The 19,165-nt window shown below is 71.3% G+C and carries 18 protein-coding genes; 13 read left to right on the forward strand and 5 right to left on the reverse strand.

Translation table 11 applies throughout. The features are described 5' to 3' along the window. Positions 1–3: 3 nt before the first annotated feature. From Adu01nite_RS06120 to Adu01nite_RS06135, 4 genes are read left to right on the forward strand one after another with little or no spacing between them, the layout of a single operon-like run. Positions 4–945, forward strand: a complete 942-nt coding sequence (locus Adu01nite_RS06120) for a tyrosine-type recombinase/integrase (protein ID WP_203725534.1) — start codon at positions 4–6, stop codon at positions 943–945. 54 nt (positions 946–999) lie between these two features. After that, positions 1,000–1,836 (forward strand): undecaprenyl-diphosphate phosphatase, encoded by an 837-nt coding sequence (locus Adu01nite_RS06125; protein ID WP_203725535.1) that lies wholly within the window; start codon positions 1,000–1,002, stop codon positions 1,834–1,836. Between the two features lie 7 nt (positions 1,837–1,843). Next, on the forward strand, positions 1,844–2,338 hold the full coding sequence (locus Adu01nite_RS06130; protein ID WP_203725536.1) for a GNAT family N-acetyltransferase: 495 nt from the start codon (positions 1,844–1,846) through the stop codon (positions 2,336–2,338). Between the two features lie 4 nt (positions 2,339–2,342). After that, the gene (locus tag Adu01nite_RS06135) at positions 2,343–2,849 is read left to right on the forward strand and encodes an NUDIX hydrolase (protein WP_203725537.1); all 507 of its coding nucleotides are present in this window, start codon (positions 2,343–2,345) and stop codon (positions 2,847–2,849) included. Here Adu01nite_RS06135 and Adu01nite_RS06140 read toward each other — a convergent pair. Then, positions 2,846–3,322, reverse strand: coding sequence for an NUDIX hydrolase (locus Adu01nite_RS06140; protein ID WP_203725538.1), 477 nt, complete (start codon positions 3,320–3,322; stop codon positions 2,846–2,848). The genes Adu01nite_RS06135 and Adu01nite_RS06140 overlap by 4 nt on opposite strands. Before the next feature lie 148 nt (positions 3,323–3,470). Here Adu01nite_RS06140 and Adu01nite_RS06145 point away from each other — a divergent pair, with 148 nt between their 5' ends. Beyond that, positions 3,471–4,907 (forward strand): acyltransferase family protein, encoded by a 1,437-nt coding sequence (locus Adu01nite_RS06145; RefSeq protein WP_203725539.1) that lies wholly within the window; start codon positions 3,471–3,473, stop codon positions 4,905–4,907. A 9-nt stretch (positions 4,908–4,916) separates the two neighbouring features. Here the strand turns inward: Adu01nite_RS06145 and Adu01nite_RS06150 are convergent, their stop codons facing one another. Both Adu01nite_RS06150 and Adu01nite_RS06155 read right to left on the reverse strand, forming a co-directional pair. Then, positions 4,917–6,326 carry a class I adenylate-forming enzyme family protein gene (locus Adu01nite_RS06150; protein ID WP_203725540.1) on the reverse strand — a complete coding sequence of 470 codons (1,410 nt, stop codon included), beginning with the start codon at positions 6,324–6,326 and terminating at the stop codon, positions 4,917–4,919. A 1-nt stretch (position 6,327) separates the two neighbouring features. Continuing rightward, a complete protein-coding gene (locus Adu01nite_RS06155; protein ID WP_203725541.1) occupies positions 6,328–7,836 on the reverse strand; it encodes an NAD(P)-binding domain-containing protein in 1,509 nt (502 codons plus the stop codon). Positions 7,837–7,898: 62 nt separating this feature from the next. Here Adu01nite_RS06155 and Adu01nite_RS06160 point away from each other — a divergent pair, with 62 nt between their 5' ends. The 8 genes from Adu01nite_RS06160 to Adu01nite_RS06195 all read left to right on the forward strand — a co-directional run bounded on the left by Adu01nite_RS06160 (position 7,899) and on the right by Adu01nite_RS06195 (position 17,392). Further along, the gene (locus Adu01nite_RS06160) at positions 7,899–9,359 is read left to right on the forward strand and encodes an aromatic amino acid ammonia-lyase (protein ID WP_203725542.1); all 1,461 of its coding nucleotides are present in this window, start codon (positions 7,899–7,901) and stop codon (positions 9,357–9,359) included. Positions 9,360–9,395: 36 nt separating this feature from the next. After that, positions 9,396–10,895 carry an FAD-dependent oxidoreductase gene (locus Adu01nite_RS06165; protein ID WP_203725543.1) on the forward strand — a complete coding sequence of 500 codons (1,500 nt, stop codon included), beginning with the start codon at positions 9,396–9,398 and terminating at the stop codon, positions 10,893–10,895. Further along, a complete protein-coding gene (locus Adu01nite_RS06170) occupies positions 10,892–11,884 on the forward strand; it encodes an alpha-hydroxy acid oxidase (RefSeq protein WP_203725544.1) in 993 nt (330 codons plus the stop codon). Before Adu01nite_RS06165 ends, Adu01nite_RS06170 begins: the two co-directional genes overlap by 4 nt. Next, positions 11,881–13,200 (forward strand): cytochrome P450, encoded by a 1,320-nt coding sequence (locus Adu01nite_RS06175; RefSeq protein WP_203725545.1) that lies wholly within the window; start codon positions 11,881–11,883, stop codon positions 13,198–13,200. The genes Adu01nite_RS06170 and Adu01nite_RS06175 overlap by 4 nt, the downstream gene beginning before the upstream one ends. Beyond that, positions 13,197–14,495 (forward strand): cation:proton antiporter, encoded by a 1,299-nt coding sequence (locus tag Adu01nite_RS06180; protein WP_203725546.1) that lies wholly within the window; start codon positions 13,197–13,199, stop codon positions 14,493–14,495. The genes Adu01nite_RS06175 and Adu01nite_RS06180 overlap by 4 nt, the downstream gene beginning before the upstream one ends. A 65-nt stretch (positions 14,496–14,560) precedes the next feature. Then, positions 14,561–15,214, forward strand: coding sequence for a response regulator transcription factor (locus Adu01nite_RS06185; RefSeq protein WP_203725547.1), 654 nt, complete (start codon positions 14,561–14,563; stop codon positions 15,212–15,214). After that, entirely contained in the window at positions 15,211–16,497 is a 1,287-nt protein-coding gene (locus Adu01nite_RS06190; protein WP_239132169.1) for a sensor histidine kinase, read from the forward strand. Before Adu01nite_RS06185 ends, Adu01nite_RS06190 begins: the two co-directional genes overlap by 4 nt. 286 nt (positions 16,498–16,783) lie before the next feature. Further along, complete coding sequence (locus Adu01nite_RS06195) at positions 16,784–17,392, forward strand: phosphotransferase (RefSeq protein ID WP_203725548.1); 609 nt, start codon at positions 16,784–16,786, stop codon at positions 17,390–17,392. On the opposite strand, the gene Adu01nite_RS06200 is transcribed toward Adu01nite_RS06195, so the two are convergent. Both Adu01nite_RS06200 and Adu01nite_RS06205 read right to left on the reverse strand, forming a co-directional pair. Beyond that, positions 17,370–17,726 (reverse strand): GntR family transcriptional regulator, encoded by a 357-nt coding sequence (locus Adu01nite_RS06200; RefSeq protein ID WP_203725549.1) that lies wholly within the window; start codon positions 17,724–17,726, stop codon positions 17,370–17,372. The genes Adu01nite_RS06195 and Adu01nite_RS06200 overlap by 23 nt on opposite strands. After that, positions 17,726–19,108, reverse strand: coding sequence for an MFS transporter (locus Adu01nite_RS06205; protein WP_203725550.1), 1,383 nt, complete (start codon positions 19,106–19,108; stop codon positions 17,726–17,728). Before Adu01nite_RS06205 ends, Adu01nite_RS06200 begins: the two co-directional genes overlap by 1 nt. Positions 19,109–19,165 lie beyond the last annotated feature (57 nt).

Genomic DNA, 19,165 nt, shown 5'->3' on the forward strand with positions numbered 1-19,165 from the left:
ACGATGGGCGGCATGCAGGTGGTGCCGAGGCAGGGTGGCGGCGCGGTCGCCGAGTTGGGTGCGGCGGAGCAGGTCACCGAGGCGTGGCTGGCGAACCGGCGGTTGTCGGAGCACACCCGGGCGGCGTACCGGCGGGATGTGGCCGGGTGGCTGGCGTGGTGTGCCGAGCGCGGGGTGGAGCCGTTGCGGGCGTCGTTCCTGGATGTGAACGGTTATGCGCGGGGTCTGGAGGCGCGGAAGCTGGCGGCGGCGACGGTGGCCCGGAAGTTGTCGGGGTTGTCGAGTTGGTATGACTTCCTGGTCAAGTTGCGGGCGGTGGACGCGAATCCGGTCGGTGGCGCGGATCGGCCGTATGTGTCGCGGGATCATTCGGCGACCGTGGGTCTCGCGCCGGAAGAAGTTGATGCGCTGCTGGCGGCTGCCCGGGCAGCCGGGCCGCGGCACCGGGCGGTGGTGACGTTGCTCGCCGATCTCGGACTGCGGGTGGGGGAGCTGGTCGGGCTGGACCTGGCCGATGTGGGGAGGGAACGCGGGCATCGGACGGTGCGGTTCATCGGGAAGGGCGGCCGGCCGCGGCGGCGGGTGCTGACCGAGGATGCGGCGGCGGCCCTCGATGATTACCTGGGGTTGCGCGGTGCGGACGACGGTCCGTTGTTCCTGACGTCGACGGGTGGGCGGATCGACCGGCATGCGGTGTTCCGGCTGGTGCGGCGGCTGGCGCGGGAGGCGGGTATTCCGGCGGCGGACCGGTTGTCGCCGCACTCGTTGCGGCACGCGTTCGCGACGGCGGCCCGCTCGGAGGGCGTACCCCTGGAGGATGTGCAGGATGCGATGGGGCACGCGGACCCGCGGACGACGCGCCGTTATGACCGGGACCGGCACAACCTTGATCGTGATCCGGCGTACACCCTGGCCGCGGCGCGCGCCCGCCGCGCTGGGGGATGACGGGTCCCCCTATGCTCATCCGCGGTCAGGGGTTCGGGACAAAGGCGGTCGGGTGTGAACATTGTCGAGGCGGTGCTGCTGGGTGCGGTGGAGGGGTTCACCGAGTTCCTCCCGATCTCCAGCACCGGTCACCTGACCATCGTGGAGAAGCTGCTCGGCTACACGATCGATGATCCGGATATCACGGCGTTCACGGCGATCATCCAGTCGGGTGCGGTGTTCGCGACGCTGATCTTCCTGTGGAAGGACATCGCGCGGATCGTGCCGGCCTGGATCAGGGGGCTGTTCAGTAAGGAGGCGCGGGAGAACCCGGACTGGCGGTTCGGCTGGGCGGTGATCGTCGGGACGATCCCGGTCGGGATCGTCGGGCTGACGTTCCAGGACACGATCGAGACGACGCTGCGGAGTCTGTGGTTCGTGGCGGGGGCGCTGATCCTGTGGTCGGGGGCGATGGCGTTCGCCGATCATGCGGCGACGCAGGTGCGGCACGAGGGTGACATCACCTGGAAGGACACCCTGATCATCGGTACGGCGCAGTGTCTGGCGCTGATTCCGGGGGTGTCGCGGTCGGGGGCGACGATGTCGGCGGGTCTGTTGCGCGACTTCGATCGGGTGACGGTGACGAAGTTGTCGTTCTTCCTGTCGGTGCCGGCGCTGTTCGGGGCGACGATCCTGCAGGTTCACGACGAGGCCGGGAACATTTCGGCGGGGGTGGGCTGGGTCAACACGATCACCGCGACGATCGTGTCGTTCGTGGTGGGTTATCTGGCGGTGTCGTGGCTGCTCAAGTTCATCTCGAAGCATTCCTACAGCATTTTCATCTTCTACCGGGTGGTGCTGGGGTCGCTGCTGATCGTGCTGCTGGCCACGGGCACGATCTCGGCGAAATGACCTCCCGGTGTTGACCGCCAGGCTGTGGCTGCGCCGGCCGGTTCCGTCGGATGCGGACGCCATTCTGCGTATTCACCGGGATCCGCTCGCCTGTGAGCACAACCCGGGGGACATGATCGGCGGGCGGGCGGAGGCGGTCGCCCGGTGCAATGCGTGGATCGGGCATTGGGAGCGGCACGGGTTCGGGTATCACGTGCTGCGGCGCCGCGAATCGGAGCATGTGATCGGGTTCTGCGGGGTGAAGCTGGTGCGGCTGCACGACACGACGATGCTGAACCTGTTCTACCGGCTCGAGCCGGCCGCCTGGGGCGCCGGGCTGGCCGGTGAGGCGGTCGCGGCGGTGGTCGGGGCGGCCCGGGGGTTGCCGTATCCGCTGATCGCGCGGGTGCGGCCGGGTAACGTCGCGTCCGCCCGGGTGGCGGCGCGGGCGGGGCTGCTGCGGGCCGTGGATCTGGACGTCGCCGGTGAGGACGGGCCCGACTGGGTGTGGGCCCTACCCTGACGGGGTGGCTGTTCCGGCGTACGTCAACAGGTTGCGTTCCTCCGTCGGGCAGGAGCTGATTCTGCTGCCCGGGGCCACCGCGGTGGTTTTCGACGGCGGCGGGCGGGTGCTGTTGCTGCGGCGCGGGGACAACGGGCAGTGGTCGTTGCCGGCCGGGATGGTCGATCCGGGGGAGCAGCCGTCGGATGCGGCGCTGCGGGAGGTCCTCGAAGAGACCGGGATCGTGGCCGAGATTCTCGCGGTGGCGGGGGTGGCCACCCACCCGGTGGTGTATCCGAACGGGGACCGCTGCGAGTACCTGAACATATGGTTCCGGTGCCGGGCCGTCGGTGGGGTGCTCGCCGCCGACGGGGACGAATCCCTCGACGTGGGGTGGTTCGCGCTGGATGCGTTGCCGCCGCTCGACGAGTGGGGTCAATTGCGGCTTTCCACGGCCGTGTCCGGGCAGGTCTGGTTCCAGCCGGCCGGTGGTGCTGTGCATCCGGCCCTGACCAGGCCCGATTCCCTCTAGGCGGCCGGCGGCGGGAACCAGGCGGGGGCGATCGCGTCCTCGGTCGTCGCGATCCGCAGCAGGGTGCGTTCGCCCAGCGGCGGCAGGGCGTCCGGGAAGAACCAGCCCACCTCCAGGGACTCGTCGCCGTCCGGTCGGGCCTCGCCGCCGACTGCCCGGCAGCGGAACCACACCGTCAGGTACGAACAGTGGTCGCCGTTCGGGTAGACCGTCTCGTGGGTGCCGACCCCGCCGAGGCGTTCGATCTCGGCGACGATCCCGGTCTCCTCGAACACCTCGCGCAGCGCGGCGTCGGCGGGTTGCTCACCGGGTTCGATCATGCCGGCCGGCAGACCCCAGCGGCCGTCGTCGCCGCGGCGCATCAGCAGGATGCGGCCCTCGTCGTCGCGGACCACGGCGCCGGCACCGGGCAGCAGGAGCAGATCGTGGCCGACGTGCTCGCGCATGGCCGTCACGTAAGGGGAGGCGGGCATGCCCGCAAGATTAACTGCTGTGGCTCCTGACAGGTACGGCACAGCGAATGCCAAAAACGCGGTCATAGCGTGACGCCGCGGCTCTTCCCGGCCGCCGGGGGCCGTGCTGGTCGACGCCCCGACTCCTGCTCGTGCCCGGGAGGGCGTCGTGGCTCAACCCACCCGTGACCGCTACTTCGATCTGCTCAGAGTTCTGGCGATCGTGCGCGTGTCGGTGTTCCACATGTTCCCGTTCGTCGTTCTCGAGCTGGCGTTCCCGTCGATGGGCGTCATGTTCGCGCTCGCCGGGTCACTGATGGCCAACTCCCTGATGAAGCAACCCCACCCGCTGAAGGTGATCCGGGGGCGGGTGCGACGGCTGTTGCCCGCGCTGTGGGTGCTGGCCGCGGTGATCGTGCCGGCGATGTTCCTGGTCGGCTGGGAGCAGAAGCCGGCGCTGTGGCATCTGGTCACCTGGCTGGTGCCGTTCGCCGACCCGCCGTCGAGCACGTTCGGCATGCAGGCCGCCGAGGTGCTCTGGTATCTGGTCACCTACCTGTGGCTGGTCCTGCTGTCGCCGATCATGCTGTGGATGTACCGGCGGGCCCGGCTCGTCACCATCCTGCTGCCGATCGCCGCGATGGCGGCGCTGACCGTGTGGCCGATCTGGCCGGCCGACGCGATCGAGGAGGTCGTCACCGACGTTCTCGTCTTCGCCGCCTGCTGGATCATCGGGTTCGCGCACCGCGACGGCACCCTGCGCCGCATCCCGGCGATGGTGGTCATCCCGATCGCGGCCGCCTGCGTCGGTGGTGGGCTCTACTGGTCGCACACCCACCCGGACGCCGGTGGGCTCAAGTACATCCCGGTCGCCTACGCCATCTACAACGTCGGGTTCGTCCTGGCGCTGCTGCGGTGGAGCCCGAGCATGGAGTGGCTGGGCCGGCGTCAGGGGCTCACCAAGTGGGTGTCGCTGATCAACTCGCGGGCGGTGACGATCTACCTGTGGAACAACGTCGCGATCGCCCTGTGCTATCCGGTCGGGGACGCCCTGGAGGTGTGGCGGCTCGGCAAGTACTTCGAGATCGGGTACGTGGCGATCGCGCTGGGGCTGCTGTGCAACGCGGTGCTGATCTTCGGCTGGGTCGAGGACCTCGCCGCCAAGCGCAAGCCCCGCTTCCTGCCCTGGCCCACCTCGGCCGGCAGCAGCCGCCCCGAGACCCCGCCGGCCGCCCCCGTCTCACCCGCCCCGGCCGGCATGTCGCTGGTCGACACCGAGGTGCTCGTGGGCGTCGGCGCGGCTCGGCCCTACCCGGCCGGCAATGCCTACCAGCCGAACCGTGGACACGCCGTCGTGCGGCCGGCCGGGGCGGTCTACCCGGTCAACCGCGGCGGCGGGGCCTACCCGCCCGGCAGTGCCCACGTGCGGCCGCTCGGCGAGGGCCGCCTCGGCGGGGCACCGGTCGTGCCGGTCGTGTCCGGCCGGCAGCCGAGTCACGGTGGAACCCCGCGGCACGGGGAACCGATGACCGTCGAAGAGGTCACCCTGCAGTTCCCGGGCCCGCGCTCCCGCAACGGCAACCGCCCGCCGCCCCCCGCGCGCTGACCGCCCAGCTCAGCCCGGTCCGAGCCCGGCCCCGACGTCCACCGTCGGGGCCGGATTCGTCAGTAGGGCGGCCTTGTCCGGTTTCCCGGCCGGCGTCAGCGGGACCCGGCCGATCACGGTGACCGTCCTGGGCCGCCCGGAACCGGAGACCAGGGCGCGCAGCGCGTCCGGGTCCGGGGTGGTGCCCGGGGCAGCGACGACGAAAGCGTGGACGGCCTCGCCGGTCTCGTCGTCGGGAGCACCGACGACGTAGGCCTCGGCCACGTCGGGGTGGGCGGCCAGGGCGCGTTCCACCGGGCCGGCGTAGACCAGTTCGGCGTGCACGATGATGACGTCCCGGGCCCGGCCCACCAGCCGCAGCCGGCCCTCGCCGTCGAACTCGGCCAGGTCGCGGGTGCGCACCCAGCCGCCGGTGAACACGCCGGCGCTCTCGGCCGGGTCGTTCCAGTAGGCGCTCGCCTGGGCGGGGGTGCGGACGTAGAGCTCGCCCTCGCGCAGGGACAGCTGCACCGCGGGCGGCGGTCGGCCCACGGTGGTCAGGGCGGCCGGGTCGGCCAGCATCTCGGCGGGGGTCAGCATGGCGATCATGCCGGTTTCGGTCTGGCCGTAGCCGTGGAAGATCACCGGGCCGAGCACGTCCAGGGCGGTCCGCAGCCGGCCCGGGTCCAGCGGTGAGCCGGACACCATCAGGGCTCGCAGCGAACCGAGGTCGGCCGGGTTCTGCTGCTGGTCGTGCACGAGCTGGTGCAGGCGGCCGACGGTGATCACGCCGGCGGTGGCCCGGTGCCGGGTGATCGCCGCCGGGTAACCGGGCGGGAGGGCGGACACCAGGGTTCCGCCGGCGGCCAGCGACAGGATTCCGTACTCGAGCATCACCTGGCTGGTCAGCGACCCGAACACCAGGTACCGGCCGAGGCCGGCGGCCAGTGTGCGGATCGCGGGTGGCCACCGGTCGGGGTGGGCGGCCCAGGCGGCGGACATCGCCGCGTACGTCTGGACGCAGCCCTTCGGGTCGCCGGTGCTGCCGCTGGTGTAGATCACCCGGGCGGGGCCGGCCGGCCGGCCGGACGCGTGCAGCGGCACACCGTCGTCGGGGAAGTCCAGCAGCCCGGCGAGCCGGTCGGGGTCGAGGAGGGACGCGTCGGTCGACGCCAGCACGTCCGGGACCTGGTCGGGGCGGCAGGCCACCACCCGGGCACCGACCGCGAAGGAGGCGATCACCGCGGCGAACGCCTCCGGGTCGACGCCGAGCACCGGCACCAGGCCATCCCCGGGCCGGACCCCCAGGCGGCGCAGGCCGGCCGCGACCCGGCGGATCAGCGACGACATCTGCGTCCCCGACACGTGCCGGTCGCCGTGCTCGAACACGGTCCGGTCGCCGGCCTTCTCCAGAAGGTCAAGAACGGCCTGGGGCCACATGTCAGAGGACGGTCTTGAGGAAAGCGGCGAGGGGCTGCTGGTGCACGGGTGGCAGGTTCCACTCGTTCTCCAGGTTCTCCGCCATGTGGTGGGTGCCGACCAGCTTTCCGGCGGCGTAGGCGCGGACCACCGGGTGCAGGTAGGACGCGTCGGCGGCGGCGTCCGCGTCGTTCTCGGCCACCCGGGGGACGGTGATGTCGAACGGGTCTACCTGGTCGTGGTCCGGGCCGTATTCGAGGGTCACCACGAAACCGTCGCCGTACTCCTGGTGGAACAGCGCCACCGGGACTTCTTCGAGGTAGCGGCCGTCGGGCAGGATCACGTCGGCCATCACCGCGAACTGCTGCCACAGGCCGGACGTGCGGTTGATGCGGGCGATCACCGCGTCGGTGATCGCCTCCGGCGTCGGTTCCAGCGCGGTGGACGGCCACGGCCGGTCGTGGTGGCGGGCGTTGAGGATGCGGTGCAGCGCCCGGGTGCCGTAGCGGAAGCCGTGGATGAACCCGTTCGTCGACTTCTTGAAGTCGCGCTGCTGGGTGACGGTGCCGGCGAAGTACAGGCCGGGCACGTTCACCGACTCGTACGCGGGGGTCTGCGCCGGGAACCGGTCGTTGATCGCCAGTTCCGGGCGGCACGAGGCGTCGAACACCGAGGCGTCGAACGCGAAACCGGTGCACGCGATGATCCGGTCGTACTTGAGCAGTCTGGTTTTCTCCACGGTCCGCGCGTACCGGAAGGAAATCTGGAAGCCGCCGCCGTCGCGGCGGGTGATGTTCTCGACGGTGCCGTCGAGGACGGCGTTCTGGGATTTCAGCTGGTAGGTGTCGAGGAAGTTGTTGTTGACCGCGCGCAGATGCCCGACGTAGTGGGTCTGCCAGGCCAGTTTGATCGAGTGCGGGCCGGCCACGTGCACGACCGCGGCGGTCTCGACGAGGGCGTCGGCGGTCTCGAACCCGGAGTTGCCCTTGCCGATGATCAGGACCCGCTGGTTGACGAAGCCGGCCGGGTCGACGCTGACCGTGTCGTAGCGTTCCACCAGGTCGATGCCGGGAATGTCGGGGATGTGCATGCGGGACACCCCGGTCGCCATGATCACCCGTTTGGCCCGATAGGAATCACCCGCGGTGACCACGAACTCGTCGTCGTCCTTGACGACCCGCGTCACCCGCGCGTCGTAGCGGACCGCCAGGCCGGCCGCGACGTCACCCAGGTAGCGGACCAGGTCGTCGGCGGACGGGAAATAGCGGTCGCTGTAGTGCTTGAACAGCAGCGCCGGGTCGTCGAGCAGCAGCGAATTCCAGTCCGAGCGCAGGTTGAACTCCGGATCGGCCGACCCGGTCCACACCTTGTTGATCGAGATGAGCTGCCGGTGCCGCGGATACGTGCGGAAGAACGTTCCGGCCGCCGGCCCGGCTTCGAGGACCAGATAGTCGTGGCCGTCGCGCTCCAGCAGGGACGCCAGCTGCAACCCGGCCGGACCAGCCCCGATGATCAGGTAGTCGTGCGTCATGCCCGGAACGTACGCAGGCGATTTCAGAGGGTTCTGAGATTCCGTCCCTACCGTCCGCCGGCATGGACCTCGCCGCCGCGCTGCACCCGGCCGACCTGACCGCCGCCCGCCACCCGATCACCGTCACCCTCGGCCCCGACCGGCGGGAAATCCTGGCGCAGGGCCGGGATTTCCTGACCAAGGTGCTCGGCGACGACCGGGCCGTCTACGGCAGCACCACCGGCTTCGGCGCCCTCGTCGGGTATGCGGGCCGGGCCGATCTGCGGGATCAGGCCGACAACACCCTCGCGCATCTCGGCGCCGGGCAGGGCCCCGACCTTGACCCGGCGCTGGTCCGCGCCACCCTGCTCGTCCGGGCCCGGTCCCTGGCTCAGGGCGCGTCGGGGGTGTCCCCGCACGTGGTGGACGCGCTGATCGCGATGCTCGGCACCACGTTCGCCCCGGCCGTGCCCCGCTACGGGTCGGTCGGCGCCAGCGGCGACCTCATCCCGCTGGGCGCGGCCGCGCAGGCTTTGCGCGGGCACGGATATGCAAACGTCGACGGCGTGCGGATGCCCGCAGCGCAAGCCCTGGACCAGGCCGGCCTGACGAAACTGCCGCTCGACGGCCGTGACGCGCTCGCCCTGGTCAACGGCACCTCGCTGACCACCGCGGCGCTGAGCCTGGCCGTGACCCGGACCAGGGCCGCGCACCGGGCCATGCAGGACCTGACCTGCCTGCTCGCCGACCTGCTCGGCTGCGACCCGCAGTTCCTCGACGACCGGCTGATCCGCCGCTACGCGCACCCCGGCGCGGTCACCGTCGCCGACGGGATGCGCGCCACCCTCACCGGCTGCACGCCCACTACAAAAAGGCCGCTACAAGAGCCGTACAGCATCCGCTGCTCCCCGCAACTGCTCGGCGCGGCCGAGGACGCCCTGCGCTACATCGACGGGGTCGTCGACGCCGACCTCGCCGGGGTCAGCGACAACCCGCTGTTCTTCCCCGGCGACGACACCGTCGTGCACGGCGGGAACTTCTTCGGCCAGCCCGCCGCGTTCGCCGCCGACCTGCTCACCGGCGTCGAGGCGCAGATCGGCAACCTCGCCGAACGGCAACTCGACCTGCTCGTCGACCCGAACCGCAACGGCGGCCTCCCGCCGATGCTCGCCGCCGGGCCCGGCCGGCAGCACGGCCTGCAAGGCGTCCAGCTCGCCTCCACCGCGCTGATCGCCGAGATCCGCCGCGACGCGATGCCGGCCGGGATGCAGAGCCTGCCGACCAACCTGCACAACCAGGACGTCGTCCCGTTCGGCACCCAGGCCGCCCTGCGCGCCCTCGACCAGACCGCACTGCTGCGGCTGCTCTGCGGATCCCTCGCGCTCGGGTTGCGGCAGGCCGTGCACGTCGGTGCCCGCCGCCCCACCGCCGGCGGGACGAGCGCGCTGCTCGCCGATCTCGAGCAGATCGCGCCGGTCGACCCGGACCGGCCCCTGGAGCAGGACGTGCGCACCGCCGCGGCGATCTGCTGCGACCGGTACTGATATTTCTCTGATTTCCGGTTCCTACCGTCAACGACCGTGACGCTCGATTACCTGATCATCGGGGCCGGGCCGGCCGGCTTGCAGCTCGGCGCGCTGCTGGAAGCCGACGGCGACAGCGACTACCTCATCCTCGAAGCGGCCGACGTGCCCGGGGCGTTCTTCCGCACATTCCCGCGGCACCGGCAACTGATCTCCATCAACAAGCCGCACACCGGGACCAGCGACCCGGAGCTGAACCTGCGCCTGGACTGGAATTCGCTGCTGTCGAGCGAGGACCTGTTGTTCACCAGCTACACCGGCCGGTATTTCCCGGACGCCGACGTCATGGTCCGCTACCTGGCCGACTTCGCCGCCAAGACCGGCGTGAAGATCCGGTACAACGCGCGGGTCACGCGGGTTTTCCGCCGCGACGGCGTGTTCGTCGTGGTGGCCGGCGGCGAAGAGCATCACGCCCGACGGGTGATCATGGCTACCGGTGTGTCCCGGATGAACATCCCCGACATTCCCGGCATCGAGCTCGCCGAACGCTACGACACGATGCCGACCGACCCGGCCGGCTACGAAGACCAGCGGGTTCTGATCCTCGGCAAGGGCAACTCGGCGTTCGAGACCGCCGACGCGCTCATCGAGACCACCACCCTGATCCACGTCGCCGGGCCCAGCTCGGTGCGGCTCGCCTGGCGCACCCATTTCGTCGGGCACCTGCGGGCGGTCAACAACAACTTCCTCGACACCTACCAGCTGAAATCCGCCAACGCCGTCCTCGACGGCACCGTGCGCGGCATCGCGAAGGACGGCGACGAACTGGTCGTCACGTTCGCGTTCTCCCGCGCGAACGAGGTCACCAAACAGTTGCGCTACGACCGGGTCCTCGCCTGCACCGGATTCGCGTTCGACGCGTCGGTCTTCGACGAAACCTGCCGGCCGGAACTGGCCATCAACGACCGGTTCCCGGCGCAGACCGCCGCCTGGGAATCGGTCAACATTCCCGGCCTGTATTTCGCCGGCACCATCACCCAGCAGCGGGATTTCAAGAAATCCACCAGCGGTTTCATCCACGGCTTCCGGTACGCGGTCCGGGCACTGCACAAGGTCCTCAAGCAGGAGTGGCCGGCCCGCCAGGTCGACCCCACCGCCGCAGCGATCACCGCCGCCGTCATCGAACGCGTCAACCGGTCCTCCGCGCTGTGGCAGCAGTTCGGGTTCCTCGCCGACATCGTCCTGCCCGACGGCCGCTACCTCGAAGAAATGCCCGTCGCCCTGTTCCACGACAACCACCCCGACGGCCTCGTCGTCACCCTCGAATACGGGCCCGACCACGACCAGGTCGACCCGTTCGACATCACCGTCAGCCGCATCGCCCAGGACACCCCCGGACAGGCCCACGACGCCGCCTACCTGCACCCCGTCGTCCGCGCCTACGCCGGCGGGCAGCTGGCCGGCACGCACCACCTCGCCGAGAACCTGGAGAACCGGTGGGACCGGCCCGACGTCCACGTCGCGCCGCTGACCGCCTTCCTCGCCCGCCACCTATGACCGGCCTCGACCCGGTCCACCGGGACTTCTTCGCCGGTGGCGCCGGGGAGGAACGCACCCTGCGCGCCAACGAGGACGCCTGGGCCCGCCGCCGGATCATCCCGCGGGTGCTGCGCGGCACCGGGCCGCGCGACCTGCGGACCACCCTGCTCGGCACCGACCTGTCGATGCCGGTGCTGATCGCCCCGACCGCGTTCCATTCACTCGCCCACCCGGACGGGGAGGTCGCCACCGCCACCGCGGCGGCCGCCGCCGGCACCGCGATGATCGTCAGCATGGCCGCGACCCGGCCGATCGAGCAGATCGCCGCCACCGGCGCCACCCTGTGGTTCCAGCTCTACCCGCAACCCGACCTCACCTTCCAGGACGCCCTCCTCGAACGGGTCACCAAGGCCGGGGTCAAAGCGCTCGTCGTCACCGTCGACTCACCCGTGTTCAGCCACGGGCGCCGCGACCTGCGCACCGGGTTCACCGACCTGCCGCCCGGGCTGGCCTGCGAGAACATGCGCGACGACACCGGTGTGGTCCGGGACATCACGATGGACGACACACTCAGCTGGGCACACCTCGACCGGCTGCGCGCCGGCACCGGCCTGCCGGTCGTCCTCAAAGGCATCCTGCACCCCGCCGACGCGCTGCTCGCCGTCGAGCACGGCGCCGACGCGGTGATCGTCTCCAACCACGGCGGCCGGCAACTCGACGGTGCGATCGCCACCCTCGACGCCCTGCCCGCCGTCCTCGCCGCCGCCGGCGGGCGGATCCCGGTGCTCATCGACGGCGGGATCCGCACCGGCACCGACATCCTCGTCGCGCTCGCCCTCGGCGCGAAAGCCGTTGCGGTCGGACGCCCGGTCATCTGGGGTCTCGCCGGGGGCGGCGCCCACGGCGTACAGGAAAAACTCGAAACCCTCCGCGCCCAGCTGGACCACAGCCTCGCCCTGGCCGGAGCGCAGCGACCGGCCGACCTCAGCCCGGACCTGATCGCATGACCGCCGTCGCCGTGATTGTGCTGGTCGTGGTGGCGTGGACGGTGCCGCGGTGGCTGCCGCCCGCCGTGATCCGCCTCCGCCAGTGGATCTTCACGCGGGTCAACGGGACCGAAGGGATCCCGGTGCCCGGACCGCTCGTCGGCGCCGAACACTTCGCCCGCGTCTACGCCGACCCGGCCGCCGACGGGCGCAGCCGCGGCGCCGGACTGTCCGACCTGTTCTGGTACTGGCTCGCCCCCGGCCCGCAGATGCACCAGGAACACCTCGAACCGGGGGAGCGGTACACAACGGTCGCCCGCACCACCCGGCAGGTCCTCGCCCTTCCCCAGCAGCGCAGCGACGACCTCGCCACCGCCGCCACCCGCCGTTTTCTGGACGGGCTGCCGGACCGGCGGCTGAGCGTGCGACTGCGGGATCTGATGATGCCGATCTGGGCCGACGTCTACTACGAGGTTGTCTTTCAAGAAAAATGCCCGCCTGACGTACGGGATCTGATCGTCGCCAACGCCGACGACGTCGTCACCGCTTTGAAAGGCACCGGGCTGCGGCACATGGACCGCCGTGACCGCCTCACCCGTTATCTCATCGGCCGCCTCGACGCCGGCACCTGCCCCGTCACACTGCCCAGCCCTTTCACCACCGAAGAAACCGCCTGGTACCTGCAGGGGGCGTTCTTCAACACCGCCGTCGTGCAGATGTCCGAAGCCATGACGCACATCCTGCTCTGCGCCGCCGGCCGCACCGTTCAGGTCGACGACGACGCCGCCCTCGACCGGCTCATCGACGAAACCCTGCGCATACACCCGCTGTTCGGCATCGCCCACCGCATCACCTCCGCCCCCATCAAGGTCGACGACGACACGACGCTGCCCGCCGGATCCGTGCTGCTGTTCAACTACCTGGCCTTCCAGCGCACCGGCCCCGCCGCCGACGACACCTTCGACCCCGACCGGTGGCTGACGATCAAACGCAAGGACGCCCACTTCATCCCGTACGGCGTGACCGCGAACCGGGCCTGCCCGGCCCGCGGCGTCGCCCCCGTCATGCTGCGCGCCGCCACCCGGGAGATCCTGCGCCGCTACACCGTCGCCTCGTCGGCCGCGCACACCCGGTCGCTGCCCAGCCGCGGCCCCGCCTACCTGACCCCCGCCGGCGTGGGCGGCCCGGGCCGCGTACGGCTGGCGCTGATGCGGCTACGGGACCGGTGGGCCGACGCCGGCCGGTCCCTGCAACAGCTCGCCCTCGGCACCTGGATGGTCGCCGACGCCCGCCGGCAACGCCTGTGCACCACCTACTTCGAGGAGGTACGGCAGTGACCCCCACCGAGCTGGCACCGCGATTCTTCATCGCGGTCGCGGTCATCCTGGTCTTCTGCAAACTCGTCTCGTGGCTGCTCGGCAAGGCCGGCCAGCCCCCGGTGGTCTCCGAGATGCTCGCCGGGGTCCTGCTCGGACCGTCCCTTCTCGGCCTGCTGCTGCCCGGCGTGCAGGCCGCCCTGTTCCCGCCCGCCCTCTACCCGATCCTCTACGTCGTCGGGCAGGTCGGCCTGGTGCTGTTCATGTTCCAGGCCGGGTACGCGTTCACCGGCCACCGCCCCACCCGGATGGCCGGCACCGCCGGCGCCGTCTCCTACGCGTTCACCGGCCACCGCCCCACCCGGATGGCCGGCACCGCCGGCGCCGTCTCCCTCGCCGGCGTCACCGTCCCCCTCATCCTCGGCGTCCTGCTGGTGCTGGTCGCCGGCAACACCGTCGACATCCGCCCCGCCGGGGTGTCGCTCGGCGTGTCCGCCGCGTTCGTCGGGGTCGCCCTGGCCATCACCGCGTTCCCGATGCTCGCCCGGATCATCACCGAACGCGGCCACGCCGGCACCCGGCACGGCTCCCTCGCCCTGGCCAGCGGCGCCATCGACGACATGGTCGCCTGGATCCTGCTCGCCGTCGTCCTCGCCGTCGCCTCCGGCAAGGCCGGCCCGGCCGTGGTCACCGCCGGCGGGGCGATCCTGTTCGGCCTGGCCGCCTGGTTCCTCGGCCGCCGCGTGATGGGCACCGTCCTGGGCCTCGGCGAACCGATCCGGATGATCGGCACCGTCGCCGTGCTGTTCCTGGTCGCCTTCTACACCGACGAGATCGGCCTCTACGCTGTGTTCGGCGCGTTCGTCGTCGGCGCGGTCATGCCGCACGGCGAACCGGCCGACCGGATCATCGACACCCTCACCCCGGTCGCGTCCGCCCTGTTCCTGCCGCTGTTCTTCACCTTCTCCGGCCTGCGCACCGAATTCGCGCTGCTCGGCGACCCGGCCGTCCTGCTGTTCGCCCTCGCCTGCGTCACCCTGGCCATCGCCGGGAAGTTCGGCGCCTGCTGGGCCGCCGCCCGGCTACGCGGCGAACCCCAGGAAGTCGCCCTGCGGGTCGGGGCCCTGATGAACGCCCGCGGCCTCATGCAGCTGATCGCCCTGAACGTCGGCCTGGAAGCCGGGATCGTCAACCCGTCACTGTTCACCGTCCTGGTCCTGGTCGCCCTGGTCACCACGATCATGACCACACCCCTGCTGAGCTGGATCGAACGCCGCCGGCCCGCGCCCGTCGCCGAACCCGTACTTGTCGGATAGGGTGTTTTTGTTGAATGAGCAACCTTTGGCTGTACAAAGATCCCCTTATCGACCAGTATCGATGAATGCGGCTCTTGCTGGTCGAGGATGATCCGGAACTGTCCGAGATGCTCACCGAAACCCTGACCGACGAGGGCTACACCGTCGACCGGGCCGCCGACGGACAGCGCGGCCTGCACCTCGGGCTGACCCGGTCCTACGACGTCATGGTCATCGACCGTCTGCTGCCCGCCCTCGACGGCCTCGACCTGCTCGCCCGACTCCGGGCCCGCGCCGTCCCGGCCCGGGCCCTGATGCTCACCGCCCTGGGCACCGTCGCCGACCGGATCGCCGGGCTCGACGCCGGCGCCGACGACTACCTGGCCAAACCGTTCGACCTCGACGAGCTCAGCGCCCGGCTGCGCGCCCTGTGCCGGCGCGTCCCCGACACCGCCGGGGCGCTGCGCGTCGGGCAGGGCCTGATCGACCTGGCCGTCCGCGACGTCGTGCTGCCCGGCGGCGGCCGGGTCGCGCTCAGCGCCCGGGAGTTCGAGCTGCTGCGGGTGCTCGCCGCCCGCCCGCACCAGGTCCACTCCCGGGCCCAGCTGCGCACCCGGGTCTTCGACGAGGCCGCCGCCGCGTCGCTGGTCGACACGTACGTCTACTACCTGCGCCGCAAACTCGGCCGCGACGTGGTCCGCACCGTGCACGGCCTCGGCTACCGGCTGGGGGCGCTGTGATCTCCTCCGAGCGGGCCATGGTCGCGCGGGCCCGGCTGCGGATGGCGGTGTTCGTCGGCCTCGCCGTCGGGACCCTGCTCACCGTGGTCGGCGCCATCGCCTACGCCACCCTGGTCACCAGCCAGGAACGGCAGATCCAGCGGGAACTCGCCTGGGGCGCCACATACGGCAGCATCTCCGGCCCGGTCGGCTGCAACTGGATCATCCGCCTCGACGACGGCATCGTCCGGGCCGGGCCGGTGCCGCCGCCGCCCGGCTTCCCGCAACGCGACGCCCTCGACCACGTCGCCGCCGGCGCCCCCACCCAGATCACCACCGTCGACGTGCCCGGCACCGTCCTGCACGTGCGCACCCAGGCCACGGCGACCGGCGCCGTGCAGGTGGTGTTCGACGCCCGCTACCAGATCGCCGACCGCCGGCACCTGCTGTGGGCGTTCACCCTGGCCGCCGCGTTCGGCCTGCTGGCCGCGTCGGTCACCGGCTGGATCGTCGGGCACCGGTCGGTCGCCCCGCTCGCCGAGGCCCTGGCCCGGCAGCGCCGGTTCGTCGCCGACGCCAGCCACGAGCTGCGCACCCCGATCGCCCAGGTGCACACCCGCGCCCAGATGATCGCCCGCCGCTCACACAGCGCCCCCGCCGAACGCCGCGACCTGGAACGCCTGGTCGGCACCACCCGCCGCCTCGGCGAGATCGTCGACGAACTCCTGCTGTCCGCACGCCTGGCCGCCGCCCCCGACGACGGCCCGGCCCGCGAACCGGTCGACCTGACCGCCCTGGCCACCGACGTCACCGCCACCGAGACGGCCCGCGCCGCCGAACGGCAGGTGACGGTCACCCTGTCCACCCCGGGCGCTGCGCTGCCGGTCGCCGGGATCCGCTCCGCCCTGCACCGGGTCATCGCCGAACTCCTCGCCAACGCCCTGACCCACACCCCGGCCGGAGGCGAGATCACGGTGACCGTGAAGGCGGTCCGCGACACCGCCGAGGTGGTGGTGGCCGACACCGGCGACGGATTCGACCCGGCCGACGCCGACCGGCTGTTCGACCGTTTCCACCGCGGCCCGGCCGCCGGCGACCGCCGTTTCGGTCTCGGCCTGGCCCTGCTCAAGGAGGTGGTGACCGGCCACGGCGGCACCATCACCGCCGAGGGCCACCCGGGCCGCGGCGCCACCTTCACCGTCCGCCTGCCCCGCATCCCGGCCCCGCCCCGCCGCCCGTCCCGCCGCCGCCTGTGGCCACCACACCCACGCGCCGCCACTCTGAAGGTCCGCGAACGCCTCTGAACCTCGACGACGCTGTCTGCGGGCGAGTTGCCGCCGAACCGGGGTGCCAAGGCCGGCCCGGCACGCTCTCGGGCCGGTCGTCGACCACCATGCCAAGCCGGCCGCACGTTTACCCGGGTCCGGCCGCTTCCAGCTCGCGGAGCCACGCCACACCTCCCGACCGGCACCCGAGCTCCGTCCTGGTCGCCGAGCCAGGGGACCGGACATCTTCCCGAGGCCCGATCACACCGATTTCCAGAACCTCGGGGCCTCGCCGCGAGCACAGAGCCCGACATCCTGAAAATCGGTGCCTCCGACCCGCTGCGAGACCCCGGAATCAAGAAAAAGGGCGACCGCGAGCGGGCATCGGGCGCCGGACACTCTGCCGCCGGTCGCCGAGCGGATCTTCGACTTCGACGGCTGGACCCGGCTGCTCGGGCTGGGCACCGCCGACGACTGGGAGACCGCGCACGCCGGGCCGGCTGCCGAGGTGGTGACCGGGTGGGGACGCTGGACCGCCGGTGACGCCCTGGTCCACCGCGACCTGCGCCTCGACAACACCACTGTCGACGGCGACGCGGCGGTGCTGCTCGACTGGGCGTACGCGGCCGCCGGCGCCCCGTGGATCGACCTCGCCCAGCTGGCGGCGGACGTGGTCGGCACCGGGCACACCCTCGGCCCGCAGGCGGCGACCGACCGCGCCTATCGGCTGTTACGGACCCTGCCGCCGGAGGCGTCACGGTTCGTCGTCGGGCTGGCCGGGATGTGGGCCATCCGCGCCGCGACCGTCCCCGACACCGTCATGCCGCAGATCTCCGCGTGGCGCCGCGCCCGGTCGGCGGCGCTGCGCCCGCTGGTGACCCGCCTGATCACCGAACTCAGAGACCCAGGCTTCAGAGACCCAGTGCGGCCCTGACCAGCGACAACGCCGTCTCCGGTGCGACGCCGAGGGCCTGGGTGCGTTCGGCGTAGCGTTCGGCGGCCTGCTGGGCCTGCACGCTCGTGCCGGTCGCCCGCGCGGTGATCACCGTGCCGAGCCGGCCCCGGGTCTCCACCAGGCCGGCCGCCTCCAGCTCCCGGTAGGCGCGGGCCACCGTGTTCGTGGCCAGGCTCAGGTCGGCGGCCAGCGTGCGCACCGGTGGGAGTTTCGTGCCGGCCGGCAGGGTGCCGTCGGCGGCCAGTTCGGCGATGCGCCGCCGCACCTGGTCGTAGGGCGGCGTCGCCGAGTCGGGGTCGATGTGGATGTCCATCAGAGCAGTTTGGGGGGTGTGTTCCCGGCGGCGACGATGGCGCGGCGGATCGGCACCAGCGCGAGCAGAACGCCACCGACGAGGAAGAACACCACGAGGGAGATGATGCCGAAGCGGTAGCTGTTGGTCAGCTGGAACACCAGGCCGAACAGCAGCGGCCCGAGCCAGCTGGTGCCCTTGTCGCTGATCTCGTAGAAGCCGTAGTACTCGCCTTCCCGCCCGGAAGGGATGAGCTGCGAGTACAGCGAGCGGCTCAGCGCCTGCGAACCGCCCAGGACCAGTCCGATGGCGACGCCGAGCAGCATGAACGGCAGCGGTTCACCGGCCGGCAGCCAGTAGGCGGCGACCACCACCCCCAGCCAGAGGGCGAGGCTGAACAGGACGGTCTTGCGGGCGCCGACCTTCGCGGCCATCGCACCCAGCAGCAGCGCACCGCCGAACGCGAGGAACTGCACCAGCAGGATCGTGATGATCAGGGTGGACTGGCCGAGTTCGAGTTCCTCGGTGCCGTACTGGCTGGCCAGGGCGATGACGGTCTGGATGCCGTCGTTGTAGATCAGATACGACAGCAGGAAGAACAACGTCAACGGGTACGCCCGGATGTTACGGATCGTCCCGCCGAGCTGCCGGAACCCGTCGATGAGCACGTTGCCGCGTTCGGCGCTCGACTCCGCACCCGGGTGTTCCTTCAACCAGGCGAGCGGGATCACCGTGAAGACCGCCCACCAGACGCCGGCCGACACGATGCACCAGCGGGCGATGTCGAGGGTGCGCTGGTCGTTGCCGTCGATCGACAGGATCGTCACCGCGACCAGGTTGAACGCCAGGAGCAGACCGCCGCCGAGGTAGCCGAGGGCCCAGCCGCGCGAGGACACCTTGTCGCGTTCGTCGGGGCCGGCCAGCTGCGGCAGGAACGAGTTGTAGACGACGATCGACGCGCCGCCGGCGATGTTCGCGATCAGGAACAGGATCCCGCCGAGCAGATACCGCTCACCGGTGACGAACGCGAAGCAGACGGTCGCGGCGGACGCGGTGAACGCACTGACGGCGAGGAGCAGTTTCTTGCGCGGCGCCCGGTCGGCGATGGCCCCCATCACCGGAAGAACAAAAACCGTGAGGAACACCGACAGCGATACGACGTACGGATAAAAGGAACCCGCCGCGACCGAGATGCCCAGGGGGTGGACCCGGCCGGTGCAGTCGTCGGCGCCGAGCTCGCAGCCGGCGGCCAGCTTCGTGACGGTGGTCAGGAACGGGCCGAGGAAGACGGTCAGGACGGTGGTGGAGAACGCCGAGTTGGCCCAGTCGTAGAAGTACCAGCCGGTGCGTTCCCGGCGGCCGGCCGCGGGTCTGTCGGTGGGGGTGCCGGTGGGTGCGGCCATGGGGGTCTGTCTCCCGGTCGTCGATCGGTGGCCGGGTCATATTGCCATCCCCCAGGC

The sequence above is a fragment of the Paractinoplanes durhamensis genome (assembly GCF_016862175.1).
GTDB classification, from domain to species: Bacteria; Actinomycetota; Actinomycetes; order Mycobacteriales; family Micromonosporaceae; genus Actinoplanes; species Actinoplanes durhamensis.